This window comes from Variovorax xiamenensis (assembly GCF_050916385.1).
Lineage (GTDB): Bacteria > Pseudomonadota > Gammaproteobacteria > Burkholderiales > Burkholderiaceae_C > Variovorax.
In genome coordinates this window covers 4789036-4808332 of sequence record NZ_CP139038.1, presented here as the reverse complement: position 1 = coordinate 4808332, position 19297 = coordinate 4789036, and the positions used below count along the sequence as shown (strand labels likewise).

The following is a 19297-nucleotide window of genomic DNA, read 5'->3' as shown; positions in this document are numbered from 1 at the left end:
GGATCTTCCTTGCCTTGCTTACTTCACTACCATGAACATGCTGGGAAGCCAGGTCGAGAAGGCCGGGACGAAGGTGACCACCCCCAGCGCGAAGATCAGCGCGCCGTAGAACGGCCAGATGGTGCGCATCACCGTTCCCACCGACACCCCGCCGATCGCGCAGCCGACGAACTGCGTCGTGCCCACGGGCGGCGTGTTCAGGCCCAGTGCGCAGTTGATGAGCATCACGATGCCGAACTGCACCGAGGTCATGCCGTACTGCTGCGCGATGGGCAGGAAGATGGGCGTGCACAGCAGGATGGTGGCCGCCATGTCCAGGAAGGTGCCCAGCACGAACAGGATGATGTTGATGAGCAGGAAGATCACCCACGGCGTGCTCGTCACCTGCGACAGCATCTGCCCGGTGAGCTCGGCCACGCCGTACAGGCTGATGAGGTAGCCGAAGGTGCTGGAGATGCCGATCAGCAGCAGGATCACGCCCGTGGTGCGCACCGCCTTCGAGGCGGCCTTGATGAAGTGCTCCCACTTCAGCGTGCGGTACACGAAGATCGTGAGGCCCAATGCATAGAGCACTGCCACCGCCGCCGATTCGGTCGCGGTGAAGATGCCCGACAGGATGCCGCCCAGGATCAGCAGAACCACGAACAGGCCCGGCAGCGCCGCTGCGAACGAGCGCCCCACGATGGCCCAGCCGGGGAAGGTGCCGGCCGGGTAGCCGCGCTTCACCGCCACCAGGTAGGCGGCCACGAGGTTGCTGATGGTGAGCACCGCCGCAGGCAGCAGTGCCGCCAGGATCAGCGCCGCGATCGACACCTTTCCGCCGGCGGCCAGCGAATAGATGATGAGGTTGTGGCTGGTCGGCATCAGCGCGCCCACCAGCGCCGCGTGGGTCGTCACGTTGACTGCGTAGTCGGCGTGATAGCCCTCCTTCTTCATCATCGGGATCATCACGGCGCCCATGGCCGAGACGTCCGCCACGGGCGAGCCCGAGACGCCGCCGAACAGCGTGCAGGCCACCACGTTCGACATGCCGAGGCCGCCGCGCACGTGGCCCACCAGGTCGCGCGCCAGGTTGACGATGCGGTCAGCGATGCCGCCGTAGAGCATCAGCTCGCCGGCGAAGATGAAGAACGGGATGGCCAGGAACGAGAAGATGCCCATGCCCGAGGTCATCTGCTGGAAGCCGACCGCCAGTGGCAGGCCTTCATACAGCAGCGTGGCCAGGGCCGAAAGGCCGATGGAGAAAGCCACCGGCACGCCCAGCAGGAGGAAGAGCGTGAACGAGAGGCAGAGAATCAACAGGGGAATGGTCATGATCTGGCCGCCTCGCCTTGAATGGGGGCGCTATGGCTATGGACTGTTCGGGGAATGCCGCTGAACCAGCTTTGCCGGGCTGCAGGCATTGCCCCCTGCACGGGGGTTGGAGAAGCGACACGAAGTGCGCGAAGCCTGGGGGTGTGCATTCGTTATCCCCAGGCGGGTTCTACTTCGCGGCCCTGGGCCAAGGCGATGATGTGTTCGATGGAGAAGAGGACGATCAGTACGCCCGAGACGGCGGCCGGCACGTACTTCCAGCCCTCGGAGATCCACAGCGTGGGCAGCCGGTAGTCCCAGACCGAATCGGCGAGTTCGGCGCAGTTCCAGGCCATGGCCAGGCCGAACAGCAGGATCAGCGCGTGGATGAGGTATTCCATCTTCAGCCGCAGCCAGTCGGGCGCGAGGACGAGGAAGGATTCGAGCCCGATGTGGCCCGCATCGCGCACGCCCACGGCCACGCCGAGCATGGTGACGTAGAGCACCAGCAGCAGTGCGAGGCTTTCGGCCCAGGTGGGGGTGTTGTTGAGCACGTAGCGGCCGAACACCTGCCAGCTCACGGCGCAGATCACCGCGACGAGGCCCAGGATGCCCAACCACATGCATGCACGCGCGAGGGTGCGGCAAAGTTTGGTGTACATGTCTTTCCGTTCAAAAAGCAAGCCGCTCTTTCGCGAAACACCGAGGAACCGGCTTTGCCGGGCCTCTGGTGTTGCCCCCGGTAGGGGGTTGGCGGCTACACGAAGTGAGCAAGCCTGGGGGCGAGCCTTATTTCGTTTCTTGTACGCGCTTGACCAGGTCCTTGAGCTTCGCGTCGGTGATGAACTTGTCGTACACCGGCTTCATCGCCGCCTGGAACGGGGCCTTGTCCACTTCGATGATCTCGGCGCCGCCGGCCTTCACCGTGGCCAGCGACTTCACCTCGCGCTCTTCCCACTGCTTGCGCATGTAGGGCACCGACTCCTTGGCGGCCTGGCGGATCCAGCCCTGCTCCTCGGCGGAGAGCTTGTCCCACACACGCTTGGAGAACAGCAGCATCTCGGGCGCCATCGAGTGCTCGGTCTTGCTGTAGTACTTGGCCACTTCGAAGGCGCGCGCGCTTTCATACGTGGGGTAGTTGTTCTCAGCGGCGTCGATCAGGCCGGTCTTCAGGCCGGTGTACACCTCGCCCATGGGCATTGGCGTGGCGTTGGCGCCCATCGCCTCGAGCATCGACACCCACAGGTCGGACTGCTGCACGCGAACCTTCAGGCCCTTCATGTCGGCGAAGCTGCGCACCGGCTTCTTGGCGGTGAACATCGAGCGCGCGCCGCTGTCGTAGTAGGCCAGGCCCACGAAGCCCTGCTTCTCGCACGACTTCAGGATCTCCTCGCCGATCGGGCCGTCGAGCACCTTGTGCAGGTGGTCGACCGAGCGGAACAGGAAGGGCATGGTCGGCACCTGCGTCTCGGGGCAGATGTTGTTCATGGGCGCGATGTTCACGCGCACCATCTGCAGCGCGCCGATCTTGGCCTGCTCGATCGTGTCCTTCTCGCTGCCGAGCGAACTGTTGTTGAACACCTTGATGCTGTGCTTGCCGCCCGACAGCGCCTTCAGGCGCTCGCTCATGAACTTCACCGCGGTCACGGTGGGGTAATCGTCGGGGTGGATGTCGGCCGAACGGAACTCGGTGGCGTGTGCAGCCATGGTGGTCAGCGCGGCTGCTGCGCACGCGGAAATTGCGATCAGGGTCTTCTTGGCGAATTTCATTTGTCTCGTCCTCTTGCTTGGTGGTTGTTGAAAAAAGGTTCAGCTGCCGAAGGCTGGCTCCGGAACGCCCTGCGCGCCGGGCCGCAGCGCGAAGACGCCGCCGGCCAGCGGCTGGTCCGACAGGTCGATGCCGCCGGGGCGGATCGAGGTGACGAACAGGGTGTCCAGGTCCGCGCCGCCGAAGGCGCACATGGCGGGCTTCTTCACCGGCACTTCGAGCGAGCGGTCGAGCCGGCCGTCGGGCGTGAAGCGGTGCACCAGGCCGGCGTCGTTGCCGCAGATCCAGTAGCAGCCGTCGATGTCCATGGCGGCGCCATCGGGGCGGCCGGGCAGGGGCTTCATGTCGATGAAGAGACGCCGGTTGCCGGGCGTGCCGGTGGCGGTGTCGTAGTCGAAGGCCCAGACGGCCTGCACGGTGGGGTGCGAATCCGAGAGGTACATCGTGCGGCCGTCGGGGCTGAAGGCCAGGCCGTTGGGCACGATGAAGTCGTCGAGGCGCAAGGTGGCGTTGCCGTCGCCCATGCCGTAGCTGTAGAGGCGGCCGACGCGCGCGCCGGCGGCCATGTCGAGCAGCATGGTGCCGGCCCAGAAGCGGCCCTGGCGGTCGCAGCGGCCGTCGTTGAAACGCATGGCCGGCGCGGCGTGGTCGACAGGGGAGAGCAGCGTCGAGGCCAGCGTGCCGTCGGCCTGCGGCTTGAGCGAGAAGAGGCCGCTTTCCATGCCGGCGATCCATTCGCCGGGTGCATCGGCGCGCGGCGCGATGCAGGCGATCATCTCGTCGGCCTTCCACTGCGCATGGCCTTCGCTCGCATGCCAGCGGTTCAGCGTGCGCGCCGGAATGTCGACCCAGTACAGCGCCTGCTGCGCGGCATGCCACACCGGGCTTTCGCCGGTGCCATTGCGCGCGTCGAGAACCAGTTCAGCTTTCATCGCCTCAATCGCCGAATGGGCCCTGTGCGGTGAAAGCGCCGCCCTGGTAGATGGCGTTCGGGTCGGTCGGCGCCACGGGAGGCTGCTGCTCGACCTTGTCGCGGAATACTTCGGAGCTGTCCTGCGGCACGAAGCCCAGGTGCGCGGCGGCGCTGTTGTCCCACCACACGTCGCGGTTGTTCGACATGCCATAGACCACCGTGTGCTTCACGTTCGGCGTGAAAAGCGACTTCTCGATCAGCGAAGTCAGGTCGCGGTAGCTGAGCCAGGTGCTCATCATCCGGCGGTTGGCCGGCTCGGGGAACGAGGAGCCGATGCGGATGCTCACCGTCTCGATGCCCCAGCGGTCGAAATAGAACTGGGCCACGTCCTCGCCGAAGGACTTCGACAGGCCGTAGTAGCCGTCGGGCCGGCGCGCGGCGTGGGCGTCGATGTGCTCGCTCTGCTTGTAGAAGCCGATCACGTGGTTCGAGCTGGCGAACACCACGCGCTTCACGCCGTGGCGGCGCGCTGCCTCGTAGATGTGGAACACGCCCTTGATGTTGGCCTCGAGGATTTCCTCGAACGGCCGCTCGACCGACACGCCGCCCAGGTGGACGATGGCGTCGCAGCCCTCGACCAGCGCGTGCACCGCGGCCTTGTCGGAGAGATCGCAGGGCGCGACTTCCTCGTGCGCGCCGGCGGCCGGCGCCAGCGAGGCGATGTCGGACAGGCGCAGCACGTTCGCATACGGCTTGAGCCGCTCGCGCAGCACCTTGCCGAGGCCGCCGGCCGCGCCGGTCAGCAGGAGACGGTTCATCTTGTTGTTGTCTGTCATGGTTGCGCGTCCTTGCATGCAGGAGTCATGGTTTCCGAGGGGCCGCGGTCGCGGCGATTCCGCGAAAGCGGCCGGTACGATGCCGGTGAAGCAAGGTCGAGGTCGAAAAGGCAAAGGCGCTGCATTTCGGTGCCGTGGAAACCGGAAGGCCGCTGGCTGATTCGTCGGCGGCCCTTGGGAGTTGAGTGATAAGTTATCTGTTGTCGTACAACTAGTTTGGAGATTATCATCGTGGCCATGGTTCAGACGACTGCGGGTAATCCCTTGGTGTCGGAGGCTCCGGCGGAAGCGGCCTCTCCGGCTTCTTCCTTCGTGGGGCGTCCGCGCCAGCGCGCGCGCGGCCTCGCGCACGGGCTGGTGGAAGACCTGGGCGAGAAGATCCGCAGCCAGGCGCTGCGGCCGGGCGACAAGCTGCCGACCGAGTCGGCCATCATGCAGGCCTACGGGGTGAGCCGCACCGTGGTGCGCGAGGCGCTGTCGAAGCTGCAGGCCGCCGGGCTGGTCGAGACGCTGCACGGCGTGGGCACCTTCGTGCTGCAGCCGCGCACGGGCGGGGTGTTCCGCCTCGATCCGGGCGAGATCGCCGCCTCGGTGGATGTGCTGGCCGTGCTGGAGCTGCGCATCAGCCTCGAGACCGAATCGGCCGGGCTCGCCGCCAGCCGCCGCACCGACGAGCAGCTCGTGGCCATGCGCCAGGCGCTCGACGACTTCGAGCGCAACGTGGTGGTGGCGGGCGACACCGTGGGGCCCGACTTCCGCTTCCACCTGCAGATCGCCGAGTCGACAGGCAACCCCTATTTCGCGGACATCATGCGGCACCTGGGCACCACGCTCATTCCGCGCACCCGCATCAGCGCCATCCGCACCCACGAGGGCGGGGCGCCTTACCTGAGCCGCGTCAACCGCGAGCACGAAGAGATCTACGCGGCCATCGCGCGGCGCGACCCCGAGTCGGCACGTGCCGCCATGCGCATCCACCTGACCAACAGCCGCGAGCGGCTGCGCATGGCGCAGGAGGCTGCGCAGCAGAAGGCGAAGGCCGACGCCGCGGCGGCAGGCGGCGCCGATGCGGCCGTGCCGTCGTCCGACGGCGCGGCTTCTCACTGACTCTCTCGGTTGTTCTTGTTGCCGTCCCGGCGGCTTCCAGCTGATTTTTCTTGTCCGACACGCTGGACAAGTCATATCTCTAGTTGTACGATGACTGATAACTTGTGCGGGCAGATGCACGAGCAGTGACGACCATCGAACAACTGGAGGCAGCAAGCATGACCATCAACCGACGCGGCGCGCTGGGCGCCGCTCTGGCCACGACGCTGGCCGCCAGCCTGCCGGTGCGCGCCTTCGCGCAGGCCGCGGGCAGTGCGCAGGGCGGCACCGGCAACTGGCCCTCGAAGCCGATCCGCATCATCGTTCCGTACCCGCCGGGCGGTTCGTCCGACATCATTGCGCGGGCCATCAGCCAGCCGCTGTCGGAGGCGCTCGGCCAGCCGGTCGTCATCGACAACAAGGCCGGTGCCAACGGCAACCTCGGCGCCGACCTGCTGGCCAAGGCGCCCGCCGACGGCTACACGCTGATGCTGTGCGACCTCGGCGCGCTGGCCATCAGCCCGTCGCTGTACCCCAAGCTGCCTTTCGATCCGTCGAAGGACCTGCGCAGCGTGTCCATGCTGGCCTATTCGCCGCACCTGCTGGTGGTGCATCCCTCGGTGCAGGCGGGCACGCTGAAGGAACTGGTCGAACTCTCGAAGAAAAGCGATCTCAACTTCGCCGTCACCGCCAGCGGCAGCACCGCGCATCTCGCGGGCATCGAGCTGCAGCGCAGGATCGGCGCCAAGTGGGAATACGTGCCCTACAAGGGCGGCGTGCAGGCCGTGCTCGACACCGTCTCGGGCCAGACGCAGGTCCTGATGAACGGCATGCTCGCCACCTACCCGCAGGTGCAGGCCGGCAAGCTCAAGCTGATCGCCGTGTCCAAGGCCACGCGCATGCCGCTGATCGGCAGCGTGCCGACCATCGCGGAGCAGGGCGCCCCCGGCTACGAATCGGGCACCTGGCAGGGCATGGTCGCCGCGCGCGGCGTGCCCGACGCGATCGTCAACCGGCTCAACCGCGAGCTGGTGCGCATCATCCGCACCGCCGACATCCGTGCCCGCCTCGCAGGGCAGGGCGCCGAGGTCGTGACCATGACCGCGCCCGAGCAGGACCAGTTCTTCGCCAAGGAGCGCGCGCGCTGGGCCCAGGTCATCAAGGAAGCCAACGTCAAGCTCGACTGACCGGCTGCCGCATCCCTTTTTCTTTTCCCAATCTTCACTGGACTCTTCCCGATGAACCCGCAAGAACTCAAGACCATCATGGGCTCCGGCCTGCTCTCGTTCCCGCTGACCGACTTCGACAGCAATGGCGACTTCAACAAGAAGGGCTACCAGCAGCGCCTCGAATGGCTCGCTCCCTACGGCGCGAGCGCGCTGTTCGCGGCCGGTGGCACGGGCGAGTTCTTCTCGCTCACCGGCGACGAGTACCCCGGCATCATCAAGACCGCGGTCGACACCTGCCGCGGCGTGGTGCCGATCATTGCGGGCGCCGGCGGCCCCACGCGCTTCGCCATCCAGTGCGCGCAGGCCGCCGAGAAGGCCGGCGCGCACGGCATCCTGCTGCTGCCGCACTACCTCACCGAAGCCGGCCAGGAAGGCCTGGCCGCGCACGTCGAAGCCGTGTGCAAGAGTGTGAAGTTCGGCGTGATCGTCTACAACCGCGCCACCAGCCGCCTGAAGCCCGACACGCTGGCCGCGCTGGCCGAGCGCAACCCCAACCTCGTCGGCTTCAAGGACGGCGTGGGCGACATCGAGGCCATGGTCGCCATCTACCAGAAGATGGGCGATCGCTTCGCCTACCTGGGCGGCCTGCCCACGGCCGAGGTCTACGCCGCCGCCTACAAGGCAATGGGTACGCCGGTGTATTCGTCGGCCGTCTTCAACTTCATTCCGAAGACCGCCATGGACTTCTACAAGGCCGTCGCCGCCGACGACCTGCCGACGCAGCACCGCCTGCTGAAGAACTTCTTCATGCCCTACCTCGAACTGCGCAACCGCGTGCCCGGCTACGCCGTGAGCATCGTGAAGGCTGGCGCAAAGATCGTCGGCCACGACGCCGGCCCCGTGCGCGCGCCCCTCACCGACCTGAAGCCCGCCGAGATGGAGCAGCTCAAGGCGCTGATCGACTCGCTCGGCCCGCAGTAAGCCGGCACCCGGCGGAAGAACAGATCCCAATCACAACAACGGAGACAAGACGCCATGTTCCTCAAGAAGCTCTTCCTGGTCGCCGCTTCTGCGGCCCTGTTCTCGGCCTGCTCGGTGATGCCCTCGGGCAATGCCGCATCGGCCGCGCCCGAGGTGGCGGCTGCCGCCGAGCGCCTTCGCATCGCGATGATCGATCCCACCGCTCCCGCATTGGGCGCGCTGGTGGCCGACGACCTCAGCTACGGCCACTCCGGCGGCAAGGTCGACACCAAGACCAGCTTCATCGCCGACCTGCTCGACGGCAAGTCCGATTTCGTGACCATCGCCATCACCGACCAGACCGTCAAGGTGGTCGACGGCAACACCGCCATCGTGCGCCATACGCTCACGGCCGACACCAACGACTCGGGCAAGCCCGGCAAGGTGGCGCTGAAGATCCTCGGCGTCTGGCAGAAGCAGGGCGGCAGCTGGAAGCTGCTCGCGCGGCAGGCCGTGAGGATCTAGGTCGAATGAAGAAGAGAGTCCTTCTTGGGGCGGCCCTCGCGGCTGCCTCGGCGGTGCTGCTGCCCCAGGTCGCCTCGGCGCAGTCCGACGCATGGCCGCAGCAGAAGCCGGTGACCATCGTCGTGCCGTTCCCGGCCGGCGGTTCCACCGACATGGTCGCCCGCGCCGTCGCACTGCAGCTGCAGACCAGGCTCGGCGGCAGCTTCGTCGTCGACAACCGGCCCGGCGCCACCGGCACCATCGGCACCGGCCAGGTCAAGCGCGCCGCGCCCGACGGCTACACGCTGCTGGTGTCCTCGCTCGGCGCCTTCGTCGTCACGCCGCATCTGCAGAAGAGCGTGCCCTACGACGCGACGAAGGACTTCGACTACATCAGCGTGCCAGTGCAGGCGCCCAACGTGCTCGTCGCGAATGTCGCGCGTCCGGAGCACACGGTGGCCGAGGTGCTGGCGCTGCTGCGCAAGACGCCGGGCAAGGTCTCGTTCGCGAGCTCGGGCAACGGCTCTTCCGACCATCTCTCGGCCGAGCTCTTCTGGCAGCAGACGAAGACCGAAGGCGTGCACGTGCCCTACAAGGGCGGCGCGCCGGCGGTGAACGACCTGCTGGGCAACCAGGTCGATTTCTCGTTCCAGAACGTCAATGCCGTGCTGCCGCACATCCGCGGCGGCAAGCTGCGCGCCATCGCCGTCACGGGCGACAAGCGTTCGCCCGTGCTGCCCGACGTGCCCACGCTGGCCGAGGCCGGCGTGAAGGGCGCCGAGGTCTATTCATGGCAGGGCATGGCCGCGCCCAGGGGCCTGCCGCCCGCCGTCAAGAAGAAGCTGAGCGACGCGGTCATTGCAGCGATGCAGGACCCTGAGACGAAGAAACGCATGCTCAACCAGGGCCTGGAAATCGTCGCCAGCACCCCAGAGGAATTCACCGCCTTCCAGCTGCGCGAATGGACGCGTTGGAAGACATTGATCGAAGCCCGCCACATCACCGCAGACTGAGGCACTGAGCCCGAAGATGACAAGCCCTGAATCCGTTGTTTCCAAAGCCGTGACGGGCGCTCCCGTCGTCACCGGCATGCGCGTGGTCCCCGTCGCGGGCCACGACAGCATGCTCATGAACCTGAGCGGCGCGCATGGCCCGTTCTTCACGCGCAACCTGCTGATCCTGACCGACAGCGCCGGCCGCACCGGCGTGGGCGAAGTGCCCGGCGGCGAGAAGATCCGCCAGACGCTGGAAGACGCGCGCGACCTCATCGTCGGCCAACCCATCGGCCGCCACAACGCGATCCTCAACAGCATGCGCAGCGCCTTCGCCGGCCGCGACAGCGGCGGGCGCGGCCTGCAGACCTTCGACCTGCGCGTGACCATCCACGCGGTCACCGCCGTCGAAGCCGCGCTGCTCGACCTGCTGGGCCAGTTCCTCGAAGTGCCCGTGGCGGCACTGCTCGGCGAAGGCCAGCAGCGCGACGCGGTGCAGATGCTCGGCTATCTCTTCTACGTGGGCGATCGCAAGAAGACCGACCTGCCGTATGAAAGCGATCCCAACGCCGACAACGACTGGTTCCGCCTGCGCCACGAGGAGGCCATGACACCCGAGGCCATCGTGCGCCTGGCCGAGGCCACGCATGCGCGCTACGGCTTCACCGACTTCAAGCTCAAGGGCGGCGTGCTGCGCGGCGAGGAGGAAGTCGAGGCGATCCGTGCGCTGCACGAGCGCTTTCCGAAGGCCCGCGTCACGCTCGACCCCAACGGCGGCTGGCTGCTGCAGGACGCGATCCGCCTGTGCCGCGACCTGCACGGCGTGATGGCCTATGCCGAAGACCCGTGCGGCGCCGAGGGCGTGTTCTCGGGCCGCGAGGTGATGGCCGAGTTCCGCCGCGCCACAGGCCTGCCCACCGCCACCAACATGGTCGCCACCGACTGGCGCGAGATGGTGCACAGCCTTTCGCTGCAATCGGTCGACATCCCGCTGGCCGATCCGCATTTCTGGACCATGCAGGGCTCGGTGCGCGTGGCGCAGCTGTGCCAGGCCTGGGGCCTGACCTGGGGCTCCCACTCGAACAACCACTTCGACGTGTCGCTCGCGATGTTCACGCACGTGGCCGCTGCGGCACCGGGCAAGGTGACCGCCATCGACACGCACTGGATCTGGCAGGACGGCCAGCGCCTGACCAAGGCACCGCTGCAGATTGAAGAAGGCTTCGTGAAGGTGCCCACGCGCGGCGGCCTGGGCGTGGAACTCGACATGGACGAGGTCGAGAAGGCTCACCAGCTGTACCTGAAGCACGGCCTCGGCGCGCGCAACGACGCGCAGGCGATGCAGTACCTGATCCCGAACTGGACCTTCGACAACAAGAAGCCCTGCATGGTCAGGTAAAGGCGTAGTCTCCGTTTCTCTTCATTCCCGCAGCCGGAGCCCTCGCTCCGGCTTCTTTCTTTTCATCCATCGAGCAGCAAGGAACCCAACATGCAGAACTTCGACAACCTCATCGGCGGCGAATGGCGTGCCGGCGCGGGCTACAGCCCGAACGTCAATCCGAGCAACCTGTCGGACGTGATCGGCCAGTACACGCAAGGCGATGCCTCGCACGTCGACGCGGCAGTGGCCGCCGCCACCGCGGCCTTTCCGGCCTGGGCCACGGGCAGCGTACAGGCACGCTCCGACGCGCTCGACAAGATCGGCAACGAGATCCTCGCGCGCAAGGAAGAGCTGGGCACGCTGCTGGCGCGCGAAGAGGGCAAGACCAAGGCCGAAGGCATCGGCGAGGCCGCGCGCGCGGGCTATATCTTCAAGTTCTTCGCGGGCGAGTGCCTGCGCCTGTCGGGCGAAGTGCTGCCTTCGGTGCGCCCCAACATCGGCGTTGAGATCACGCGCGAGCCGGTCGGCGTGGTCGGCCTCATCACGCCGTGGAACTTTCCGATTGCCATTCCGGCCTGGAAGATCGCGCCCGCGCTGGCCTTCGGCAACTGCGTGGTGCTGAAGCCCGCCGACCTCGTGCCGGGCTGCGCCTGGGCGATCGCGGAAATCATCAGCCGCTCGGGCATTCCGGCGGGCGTGTTCAACCTCGTGATGGGGCGTGGCAGCGTGATCGGCAACGCGCTGGTCAACCACCCCGGCATCCATGCGATCAGCTTCACCGGCTCGGTGGGCGTGGGGCGCAACATCGCGGTGCAGTGCGTCACCAACCACAAGAAGGTGCAGCTCGAGATGGGCGGCAAGAACCCGCAGGTGGTGCTCGACGACGCCGACCTCGCGCAGGCCGTGGAGCTCAGCGTGCAGAGCGCCTTCTACTCGACCGGCCAGCGCTGCACCGCATCGAGCCGGCTTATCGTCACCGAAGGCATCTATCCGAAGTTCATCGACGCCATGAAGGAGCGCATGGCGAAGATCAAGGTGGGCGACGCGCTCGCGCAGGGCACCGACATGGGCCCCGTCTCGTCGAAGTCGCAGCTCGACCAGGACATGGAATACGTCGCCATCGGCAAGGGCGAGGGCGCCACGCTGGCCGCGGGCGGCGAGCTGCTGAAGCTGGAGACCGACGGCTACTACATGTCGCCCGCGCTCTTCAGCGAATCGTCCGCCGCGATGCGCATCAACAAGGAAGAGATCTTCGGCCCGGTGGCCAGCGTGATCCGCGTGAAGAACTACGAGGAGGCACTGGCCACGGCGAACGACACCGAGTTCGGCCTCTCGGCCGGCATCGCCACCACCTCGCTGAAGTACGCCACGCACTTCAAGCGCCACAGCCAGGCCGGCATGGTGATGGTCAACCTGCCGACGGCGGGTGTCGACTACCACGTGCCCTTCGGCGGTCGCAAGGGCAGCAGCTACGGCCCGCGCGAACAGGGCCGCTATGCGCAGGAGTTCTTCACGACGGTGAAGACAGCCTACACGCTGGCCTGATCGGTCTTCAGGTGGCCGGAAGCGAGGACGGCGGCGCGCGCCGGCGTCTTCGCATGATGTATTCGATGAGCTCGAACACGCCTTCGCTCAGCAGCGCCAGCGCGGCCGCCGGCAGCGCGCCCGCCACCAGCAACTCGCGGTCGTTGAGCGCAAGCCCGGTCACGATGCGCTCGCCGAAGCCCCCCGCACCGATGAAGGCTGCGATGGTCGCCGTGCCGATGGCGATCGCGGTGGCAGTGCGCACACCCGCCAGCAGCGTGGGCAGCGCCAGCGGCAGCAGTACCAGCTGAAGACTCTGCGGCGGCGTCATGCCGAGCGCCGTGCCGGCCAGCCGCAGGCCATTGGGCACTTCGGCCAGCCCCGTCACCGTGTTGCGCATGATCGGCAGCAGCGAGTAGAGCGTGAGCGCGATCAGCGCCGGCAGCGCGCCGATGGCACCCAGCATCGAGATCAGCACGGCCAGCAGCGCCAGCGAGGGCACGGTCTGCAGCAGGCTCGCGAAGCCCAGCACCACCGCGCGCAGCCGCACATGGGGAAACACCAGGATCGCGATCGGCACGCCGACAAGAATAGCGATGCCCACCGACAGCGCCACCAGCAGCAGGTGCTGGCGCGCGAGCTTCCACAGGTCCGGCCCGAACAGCTTGGCCATGAAGCCCCGGCGTTCTTCCTTCGGCTGCGCCTTCACGTCCTTGCCGCCCGTGCTCGCGAGAAAGTCGCGAGCGATCACGTCGAAGGGCACGCTCTGCAGTTCGGCGCGCGCATTCATCGCGATCATGGCGTGCTCGTCGACCTTGCCTTCCAGCGCCTGCAGCGCAGCCCAGGCCTTGGGCAGCCGCGTGGGCAGGTCGAGCTTGTAGAGCACCACCGCGTCGTAGCGCGGAAAGTACTTCCTGTCGTCTTCCAGCACCCGCAGGCCGAGGTGGTCGATCTTGGCGTCGGTGGTGTAGATGTCGATCACGTCGATCTGCTTGGCGGCCACCGCGTCGTAGGCCAGCCCGTGGTCGAGGCCGGTGGGCGTCTGCGTGAAGCCGTAGCGCCCGGCCAGGCCCTTCCAGCCATCGGCACGGCCGATGAATTCATTCGACAGGCCGAACTTCAGCTCGGGGTGCTTCGCCAGGTCGCTCAGCGTGCGCAGGCCCAGCCGGTCGGCGTCGGCGGCGCGCACCGCGAGCGCATAGCCGTCGTTGAAGCCCAGCGGAATCGCCACGCCCAGGCCCATCGGCGCGAGGGCGGCGTTCATCGCCTCGCGCGTATCGGCCGGTGCGCCCTTGAGGATCTCGAGCGCGATGGTGCCGGTGTATTCGGCGTAGAGGTCGATGGCGCCCGAGCGCAGCGCCTCGTACACGATGGCCGTGTTGCCCAGCCCCTGCCGCACGACGGGCGGCGTGGCCGTGTGCGGCGCGGCCGTCTGCGCCAGAAGCTCTGCCAGGATGTACGACTCGGTGAAGCGCTTGGAGCCGACGCGAAGCGTCTCGTCGGCGGCCCGCGCGATGCCGCAGGCGGCAAGCCAGGCGAGGACGAAGAGCAGGGCGGCGCGCAGGAAGCTGCGGGGCAGATGCATCCGGGCCAGTGTATAGACAACGCCCCGTCGCGCGTACCCGCCAATCTCCTACACGCCATGGTGCGCGGAGCCGATGGGGCCGCCGGCCGTTCGGGCTCACAGTGGTTCGCGATGAAGAAAAAGACCCAACCCGCGAGGGACGACCGCCACCTCCTCCCCGGCCCCGACGTCCACGGCCTGCGCGAACTGCCCGGCCTGCAGGTCGATGGCTACAGCCTGCAGCTGCGCGACAAGGACGGCTTTGTCGGCGACCAGGCCAGCCAGACGGCATTTCGCGAACTGCTCGAACACTGGCGCAAGCGCCGCCGCAGGAAGGGCAAGGACCCGCTGGGCAAATCGCACTCTCGCGACCTCGCCAAGAAGGAACTCGACCGCGTGCTGCAGGAGAAGAAGGCGTCCGAAGCCACCGACCTGATGCACGTGGCCATCGAGGAATTCGCGCAGGAGCTGGCCTTCGTCATCCAGCGCTTCATGCGCCAGCCCTCGTGGAAGCTGGTGCAGCGCATCGTCATCGGCGGCGGCTTTCCCGAGAGCGACGTGGGCGAGCGCGCCATCCTGCAGGCCGGCGCCATCCTCGAGGAGATGGGGCTGCACGTGCAGATCGCACGCCTCTCGCACGACGTGGACGACGGCGGGCTGATCGGCTGGGCGCACCTCGTGCCGCGCGCCATGCTGAAGGGCCACGACGCGATCCTCGCCGTGGACATAGGCGGCACCAACGTGCGCTGCGGCATCGTGAAGACGCGGCACCGCAAGGCGCCAGACTTCTCGCTCGCGAAGGTGGTGCGGCGCGAGAAGTGGCGCCACGCGGACGAAGGCCCGAACCGCGGCGGCATGGTCGAGCACATCGCCGACATGCTCGAGGACATGGTGCGCTACAGCGAGCGCAGGAAGATCCGGCTCGCGCCTTTCGTCGGCATCGGATGCCCCGGGCTGATCCGGCCCGATGGCTCCATCGCCCGCGGCGCACAGAACCTGCCGGGCGACTGGGAAGGCCACGCCTTCCATTTGCCCAGCCAGCTGTGGCGCCGCATGCCGATGATGGGCTCGGGCCCCACGCTGGTACTGATGCACAACGACGCGGTGGTGCAGGGCCTGAGCGAGCTGCCCTTCATGCGCGACGTGCGCCACTGGGGCGTGCTGACCATCGGCACGGGGCTGGGCAACGCGAGCTTCACCAACAAGGACTGATCAGAGGTCCTCGGGTCGCAGGCCTTCGATGCGCAGGGTGGTGGAAGCGCTCGCGATGTTGCCTGCCGCATCCGCCGCGCGCACTTCGAGGTTCGCGGTGCCGGGGCTCTTCGGCGTCCATGCGCAAACGTAGGGTGCGGCGCGCAGCGTGCAGGCCGTCTTGCCGTCGATGACGAACCTGAGTTCGGCCACGCCGATGTTGTCGGTCGCGGTGGCCGAGAGCTTCGTCGCCGTGCCCGCGGCAATGCCTGGCGAAGCAGCCAGGGAGACGGTCGGCGGCAAAGTGTCCGAAGGCGCATTGACGATCACGTTGGCCGAGGCCACCGCCGAGTTGCCCGCGGCGTCGAGCGCGATCACGCGGATGGTTTGCACGCCGGCCGAGGTCGGCGTCCAGCTGCAGGTGTAGGGCGGGGCGGTGAAGGTGCAGATCGGCAGGCTGCCCGAGCCGACCACCTTGACGCCCATGACGCCGACGTTGTCCACCGCCACCGGCGCGATGGTCGTCGGCTGCCCCACCGTTGCCACGGCCGGCGCGGCGAGCGACACGGTCGGCTTGTAGGCATCGGCAACGCCCAGCGGCAGGTCGATGCTGAACGAGGACTGGCCCTGCACGGCTTTCTGCTCGAAGGCATCGAAGATGGTGAACCAGGTCGCGCCGGGCTCGCGGCCGGGCGACTGCGCCTTCACGAGCAGATTGGTCTTGCCCACGGCGAAGCAGCTGAAGCCGCAGCGCCAGTCGAAGACGAAGCGGCCGTCCGCGCCGGTCGTGCCTTGCGCGACTTGCTCCAGCGGCTTGCGCGCGCCGGGGTCGCGCCACACCGAGACCTGCGCACCGGCCAGCGCGGCGCCGCTTTCGCGGTCGGTGACGCGCACCTGCGTGGCCGTGGTGCCAGTCATGTACTTCGAGGTGCCCAGCCTGGGCCAGTCGCTCCAGTCCGTATTGATGTTGGCCTTGGTGCCCGCGGTGAAGCGGATCATCTCCAGCGTGGCGACGCGGTTGGCGGCCGGGTCGAAGCGCTCCTCGAACACGGTGCCCAGCAGCGGGTCGAGGCGCCAGTCCTGGCGCTGCCACCAGTAGCGGTCGGTCAGCCTCGCGAGGTCGAGGTCGGCCCTGGGCGCGACCTCGGTGGTGTCGGCCACGGAGATCGCGCTGTAGTACTCGCCCGAGCCCGCGCCGAACACGTGCTCCAGTTCGTGCAGCAATGTCTTGAGCTGGCGGCCGAGGTAGTCCTTCTCGGTGGATTCCGGCGAGCCGCGCGTCACCGCGCGCGACAGGCGCAGCGGATCGTGGATGGCGCTCCAGTTGAGGTTCCAGGTCACGCCCCTGGGCGGAAAGGTGGTGCTCGTGGTCAGGCCGCCGTGGCTGTAGCCTTCGAGCGACTTCGAGACGCACAGCACGATCTCGCGCTCGGCCACGCCCCTGAAGCCGCATTGCGGCGCCGATCCGGGCGCGGCGACCTGGAAGTCGGCGGCCGGATCGAAGACGAAGCTGCGCACGGTCTCGCGCGTGAACACGGTGTTGATGTCGGCCACGTATTGCGCGAGCCGGCGTCCGGCTTCGGGCGCGCCGATGTCGGCCACCAGTTGCGGATCGACGAAGAACTTCAGGCGGTGCACGCTCGGCGTGGCGCGGCCGACTTCGTCCATGGCGGCCCAGGAGGCCGTGGAATTCAGGGAAAGCAGCAGCATTGCAAAGGAAAAAGGCAAGGCTGCGCCCAGCCGGCGCGCACGCGCCAGCAGCGAATGAATGGATCGCATCGAATCTTGTCCCCTTCCTCAGGGGAGCCCGGCAGTGATCAACAAAGCAAAGGGGATCGCCTCAGGCCACTCGATGGTTTCCGAATTGCACGAAGCGGACAGGCCCCGCCCGTGACCACCTTTGCTGGCCACGCTCCTGCGTCGCGCCGAAATCGCCGAGGGCGATACGCCCTGATGGGCGCCGGTGCTTCTGGAGTGCGGGGTACTGGCTGCAAATCTGTTCTGCGAAGGGCGGACCGCCCATTCCCGAATGCCGAACGCGAGGTTGCTGTAACCAGGAAGGCCTCAATTTTAAATTTCGACCCCGTAGGCGTGGACCTTTCCCCGCTGTAGGGTGTGCCTAATATTTGGGCACTTTGTCACGGCATCCACCGCGGATTGAAGCCGCCGATCAGAGGTCTTCGGCGCGCAGGCCCTCGACGCGCATGCCGGCGGAGGTGCTGGCGACGTTGCCCGCCGCGTCCATGGCGCGCACCTCGACATTCGCAGAGCCGGGGCGCTTCGGCGTCCATGCGCAAACGTAGGGCGCCGCGCGCAGCGTGCAGGCGGTCCTGCCGTCGACGACGAACTTCAGCTCGGCCACGCCGACGTTGTCGGATGCGTTGGCGGAGAGCCTTGCCGCCACGCCCGCGGGCACGCTCGGCGGCACGGACAGCGAAACGGCCGGGGGCACGGTGTCCGAAGGCGCGTTGACGATCACGTTGGCGGAAGCCACTGCCGAGTTGCCGGCGGCATCGAGCGCGATGACGCGGATGGTCTGCACGCCGGGCGCGCCCGGCGTCCAGCTGCAGGTGTAGGGCGGGGCGGTGAAGGTGCAGATTGGGATGCTGTCGCGGCCCATCACCTTGACGCCGACGATGCCCACGTTGTCCACCACCGCGGGCGCTATGACGGTGAGCTGCCCCACCGTGGCCATCGAGGGTGCGGCCATCGACACGGTGGGCGGCGTAGCGTCGGGGCTGCCGAGCGCGAGGTCGATGGTGAACATCGGCTGCCCGTGCACCGCCTTCTGCTCGAAGGCATCGAAGATGGTGAACCACGTGGCGCCCGGCGCGCGGTTGGCCGCGCGCGCCTTCACCAGCAGCGTGGTCTTGCCGACGGCGAAGCAGCTGAAGCCGCAGTCCCAGTCGAACTGGTAGCGGCCCGCCGCGTCGGCCACGCCGGTCGCGAGCATCACCAGCGGCTTGCCGGCACCGGGGCTGCGCCACACCGAGACCTGCGCACCGGGCAGGGCGGTGCCGGTGTCGCGGTCGGTCACGCGCACCTGGGTGGCGGTGGTGCCGGCCATGAACTTCGAACTGCCGAGCTTGGGCCAGTCGGTCCAGTCGGTGTTGATGTTGGCCTTGGTGCCTTCGGTGAAGCGGATCAGCTCGAGCGTGGCGACGCGGTTGGCCGCCGGGTCGCGGCGCTGCTCGAAGACGGTGCCCAGCAGCGGGTCGAGCCGCCAGTGCTGGCGGGTCCACCAGTAGCGGTCGCCGTCGCTGGCCAGGGCGAGGTCCGCGATGGGCGCGATGCCGGTGGTGTCGGTCACCGCGATGCTGTTGTAGTACTCCCCCGAGCCCGCACCGAACACGTGCTCCAGCTCATGCAGCAGGGTCTTCAGCTGGCGGGCGAGGTAGTCCTTCTCGGTGGATTCGGGCGCGGCCGGCGTGGGCGCGCGCGACAGGCGCAGCGGGTCGTGGATGGCGATCCAGTTCAGGTTCCAGGTCACGCCCTTCTGCGGAAAGGTCCAGCTGGTGGAAAGCCCGCCGTGGCTGTAGCCCCGGGTGGACTTCGAGACGCAGACCACCACCTCGCCATTGACCAGGCCGTTGTAGCTGCACTGCGGCGCGTTGGCGGGCGTGACCAGCTGCAGGTCGGCGGCGGGGTCGAAGGAGAAGCTGCGCACCGTCTCGCGCGTGAACACCGTGTTGAGGTCGGCCACGTACTGCGCGAGGCGCCGGCCTGCCTCGGCGGGGCCGATGTCGGCGGCCAGCTCGGGATCGACGATGAATTTCAGGCGGTGGGTGCTTGGAGGAGCCCGGCCGATCTCGTCCATGGCGGCGAAAGTGGGTGCCGGGATTCCGGACAGTGCGAAAAGCGTTGTCCACAGCATCAACGCCGGGTTCGCCAGTTTCGCCAGGGCACGCAGCGAGAAGAAAGCTCGCATCGGTTTTCCCCGGAGATCGGGGCGCAAGACACCAACGGATGGCGCTCTGGCCGGCCCCGCGAAAGACCGTGCCCGAGCGGGCTACCCCGCCAAGCAGGGGGTGCCGGGAGATCCGTTTGCGCCCGTCCGGTGACGAACCGGTAGGGCAGGCTGGCTTGTCAATCCCCGAAACCGGTAGATATTTTAGT

16 protein-coding genes are annotated in these 19297 nt (G+C 67.6%); 8 read left to right on the top strand and 8 right to left on the bottom strand.

Features of this window, described 5'->3' with window-relative positions:
- Positions 1-18: 18 nt before the first annotated feature.
- The 5 genes from SFB74_RS21980 to SFB74_RS21960 form a co-directional block, all read right to left on the bottom strand.
- Entirely contained in the window at positions 19-1314 is a 1296-nt protein-coding gene (locus tag SFB74_RS21980; protein WP_126472736.1) for a TRAP transporter large permease, read from the bottom strand.
- Between the two features lie 152 nt (positions 1315-1466).
- Complete coding sequence (locus tag SFB74_RS21975; protein WP_432726397.1) at positions 1467-1955, bottom strand: TRAP transporter small permease; 489 nt, start codon at positions 1953-1955, stop codon at positions 1467-1469.
- A gap of 127 nt (positions 1956-2082) precedes the next feature.
- Positions 2083-3063 (bottom strand): TRAP transporter substrate-binding protein, encoded by a 981-nt coding sequence (locus tag SFB74_RS21970; RefSeq protein ID WP_432726396.1) that lies wholly within the window; start codon positions 3061-3063, stop codon positions 2083-2085.
- A 39-nt stretch (positions 3064-3102) separates the two neighbouring features.
- Positions 3103-3993: an SMP-30/gluconolactonase/LRE family protein gene (locus SFB74_RS21965; RefSeq protein ID WP_432726395.1), complete on the bottom strand. Its 891-nt coding sequence runs from the start codon at positions 3991-3993 to the stop codon at positions 3103-3105.
- Between the two features lie 4 nt (positions 3994-3997).
- Positions 3998-4810 (bottom strand): NAD-dependent epimerase/dehydratase family protein, encoded by an 813-nt coding sequence (locus SFB74_RS21960; protein WP_432726394.1) that lies wholly within the window; start codon positions 4808-4810, stop codon positions 3998-4000.
- A gap of 237 nt (positions 4811-5047) precedes the next feature.
- On the opposite strand from SFB74_RS21960, the gene SFB74_RS21955 reads away from it, so the two are divergent.
- The 7 genes from SFB74_RS21955 to SFB74_RS21925 all read left to right on the top strand — a co-directional run bounded on the left by SFB74_RS21955 (position 5048) and on the right by SFB74_RS21925 (position 12447).
- A complete protein-coding gene (locus SFB74_RS21955) occupies positions 5048-5917 on the top strand; it encodes a FadR/GntR family transcriptional regulator (protein ID WP_432726393.1) in 870 nt (289 codons plus the stop codon).
- Positions 5918-6075: 158 nt separating this feature from the next.
- On the top strand, positions 6076-7083 hold the full coding sequence (locus SFB74_RS21950; RefSeq protein WP_432726392.1) for a Bug family tripartite tricarboxylate transporter substrate binding protein: 1008 nt from the start codon (positions 6076-6078) through the stop codon (positions 7081-7083).
- Between the two features lie 51 nt (positions 7084-7134).
- Positions 7135-8046 carry a 5-dehydro-4-deoxyglucarate dehydratase gene (kdgD, locus tag SFB74_RS21945; RefSeq protein ID WP_432726391.1) on the top strand — a complete coding sequence of 304 codons (912 nt, stop codon included), beginning with the start codon at positions 7135-7137 and terminating at the stop codon, positions 8044-8046.
- Between the two features lie 54 nt (positions 8047-8100).
- Positions 8101-8550, top strand: a complete 450-nt coding sequence (locus SFB74_RS21940) for a nuclear transport factor 2 family protein (protein WP_093203506.1) — start codon at positions 8101-8103, stop codon at positions 8548-8550.
- Positions 8551-8555: 5 nt separating this feature from the next.
- Positions 8556-9542, top strand: a complete 987-nt coding sequence (locus SFB74_RS21935) for a Bug family tripartite tricarboxylate transporter substrate binding protein (RefSeq protein ID WP_432726390.1) — start codon at positions 8556-8558, stop codon at positions 9540-9542.
- A gap of 16 nt (positions 9543-9558) precedes the next feature.
- Positions 9559-10920 carry a glucarate dehydratase gene (gudD, locus tag SFB74_RS21930; RefSeq protein WP_432726389.1) on the top strand — a complete coding sequence of 454 codons (1362 nt, stop codon included), beginning with the start codon at positions 9559-9561 and terminating at the stop codon, positions 10918-10920.
- A gap of 90 nt (positions 10921-11010) precedes the next feature.
- Positions 11011-12447: an aldehyde dehydrogenase family protein gene (locus SFB74_RS21925; RefSeq protein WP_126472742.1), complete on the top strand. Its 1437-nt coding sequence runs from the start codon at positions 11011-11013 to the stop codon at positions 12445-12447.
- 7 nt (positions 12448-12454) lie between these two features.
- Here the strand turns inward: SFB74_RS21925 and SFB74_RS21920 are convergent, their stop codons facing one another.
- A complete protein-coding gene (locus SFB74_RS21920; RefSeq protein ID WP_432726388.1) occupies positions 12455-14011 on the bottom strand; it encodes a glycine betaine ABC transporter substrate-binding protein in 1557 nt (518 codons plus the stop codon).
- Positions 14012-14122: 111 nt separating this feature from the next.
- On the opposite strand from SFB74_RS21920, the gene SFB74_RS21915 reads away from it, so the two are divergent.
- Positions 14123-15202 (top strand): ROK family protein, encoded by a 1080-nt coding sequence (locus SFB74_RS21915; RefSeq protein ID WP_432726387.1) that lies wholly within the window; start codon positions 14123-14125, stop codon positions 15200-15202.
- Here SFB74_RS21915 and SFB74_RS21910 read toward each other — a convergent pair whose 3' ends face one another.
- Positions 15203-16960: an Ig-like domain-containing protein gene (locus tag SFB74_RS21910; RefSeq protein ID WP_432726386.1), complete on the bottom strand. Its 1758-nt coding sequence runs from the start codon at positions 16958-16960 to the stop codon at positions 15203-15205.
- Positions 16961-17351: 391 nt separating this feature from the next.
- Positions 17352-18998 (bottom strand): Ig-like domain-containing protein, encoded by a 1647-nt coding sequence (locus SFB74_RS21905; protein ID WP_432726385.1) that lies wholly within the window; start codon positions 18996-18998, stop codon positions 17352-17354.
- Positions 18999-19297 lie beyond the last annotated feature (299 nt).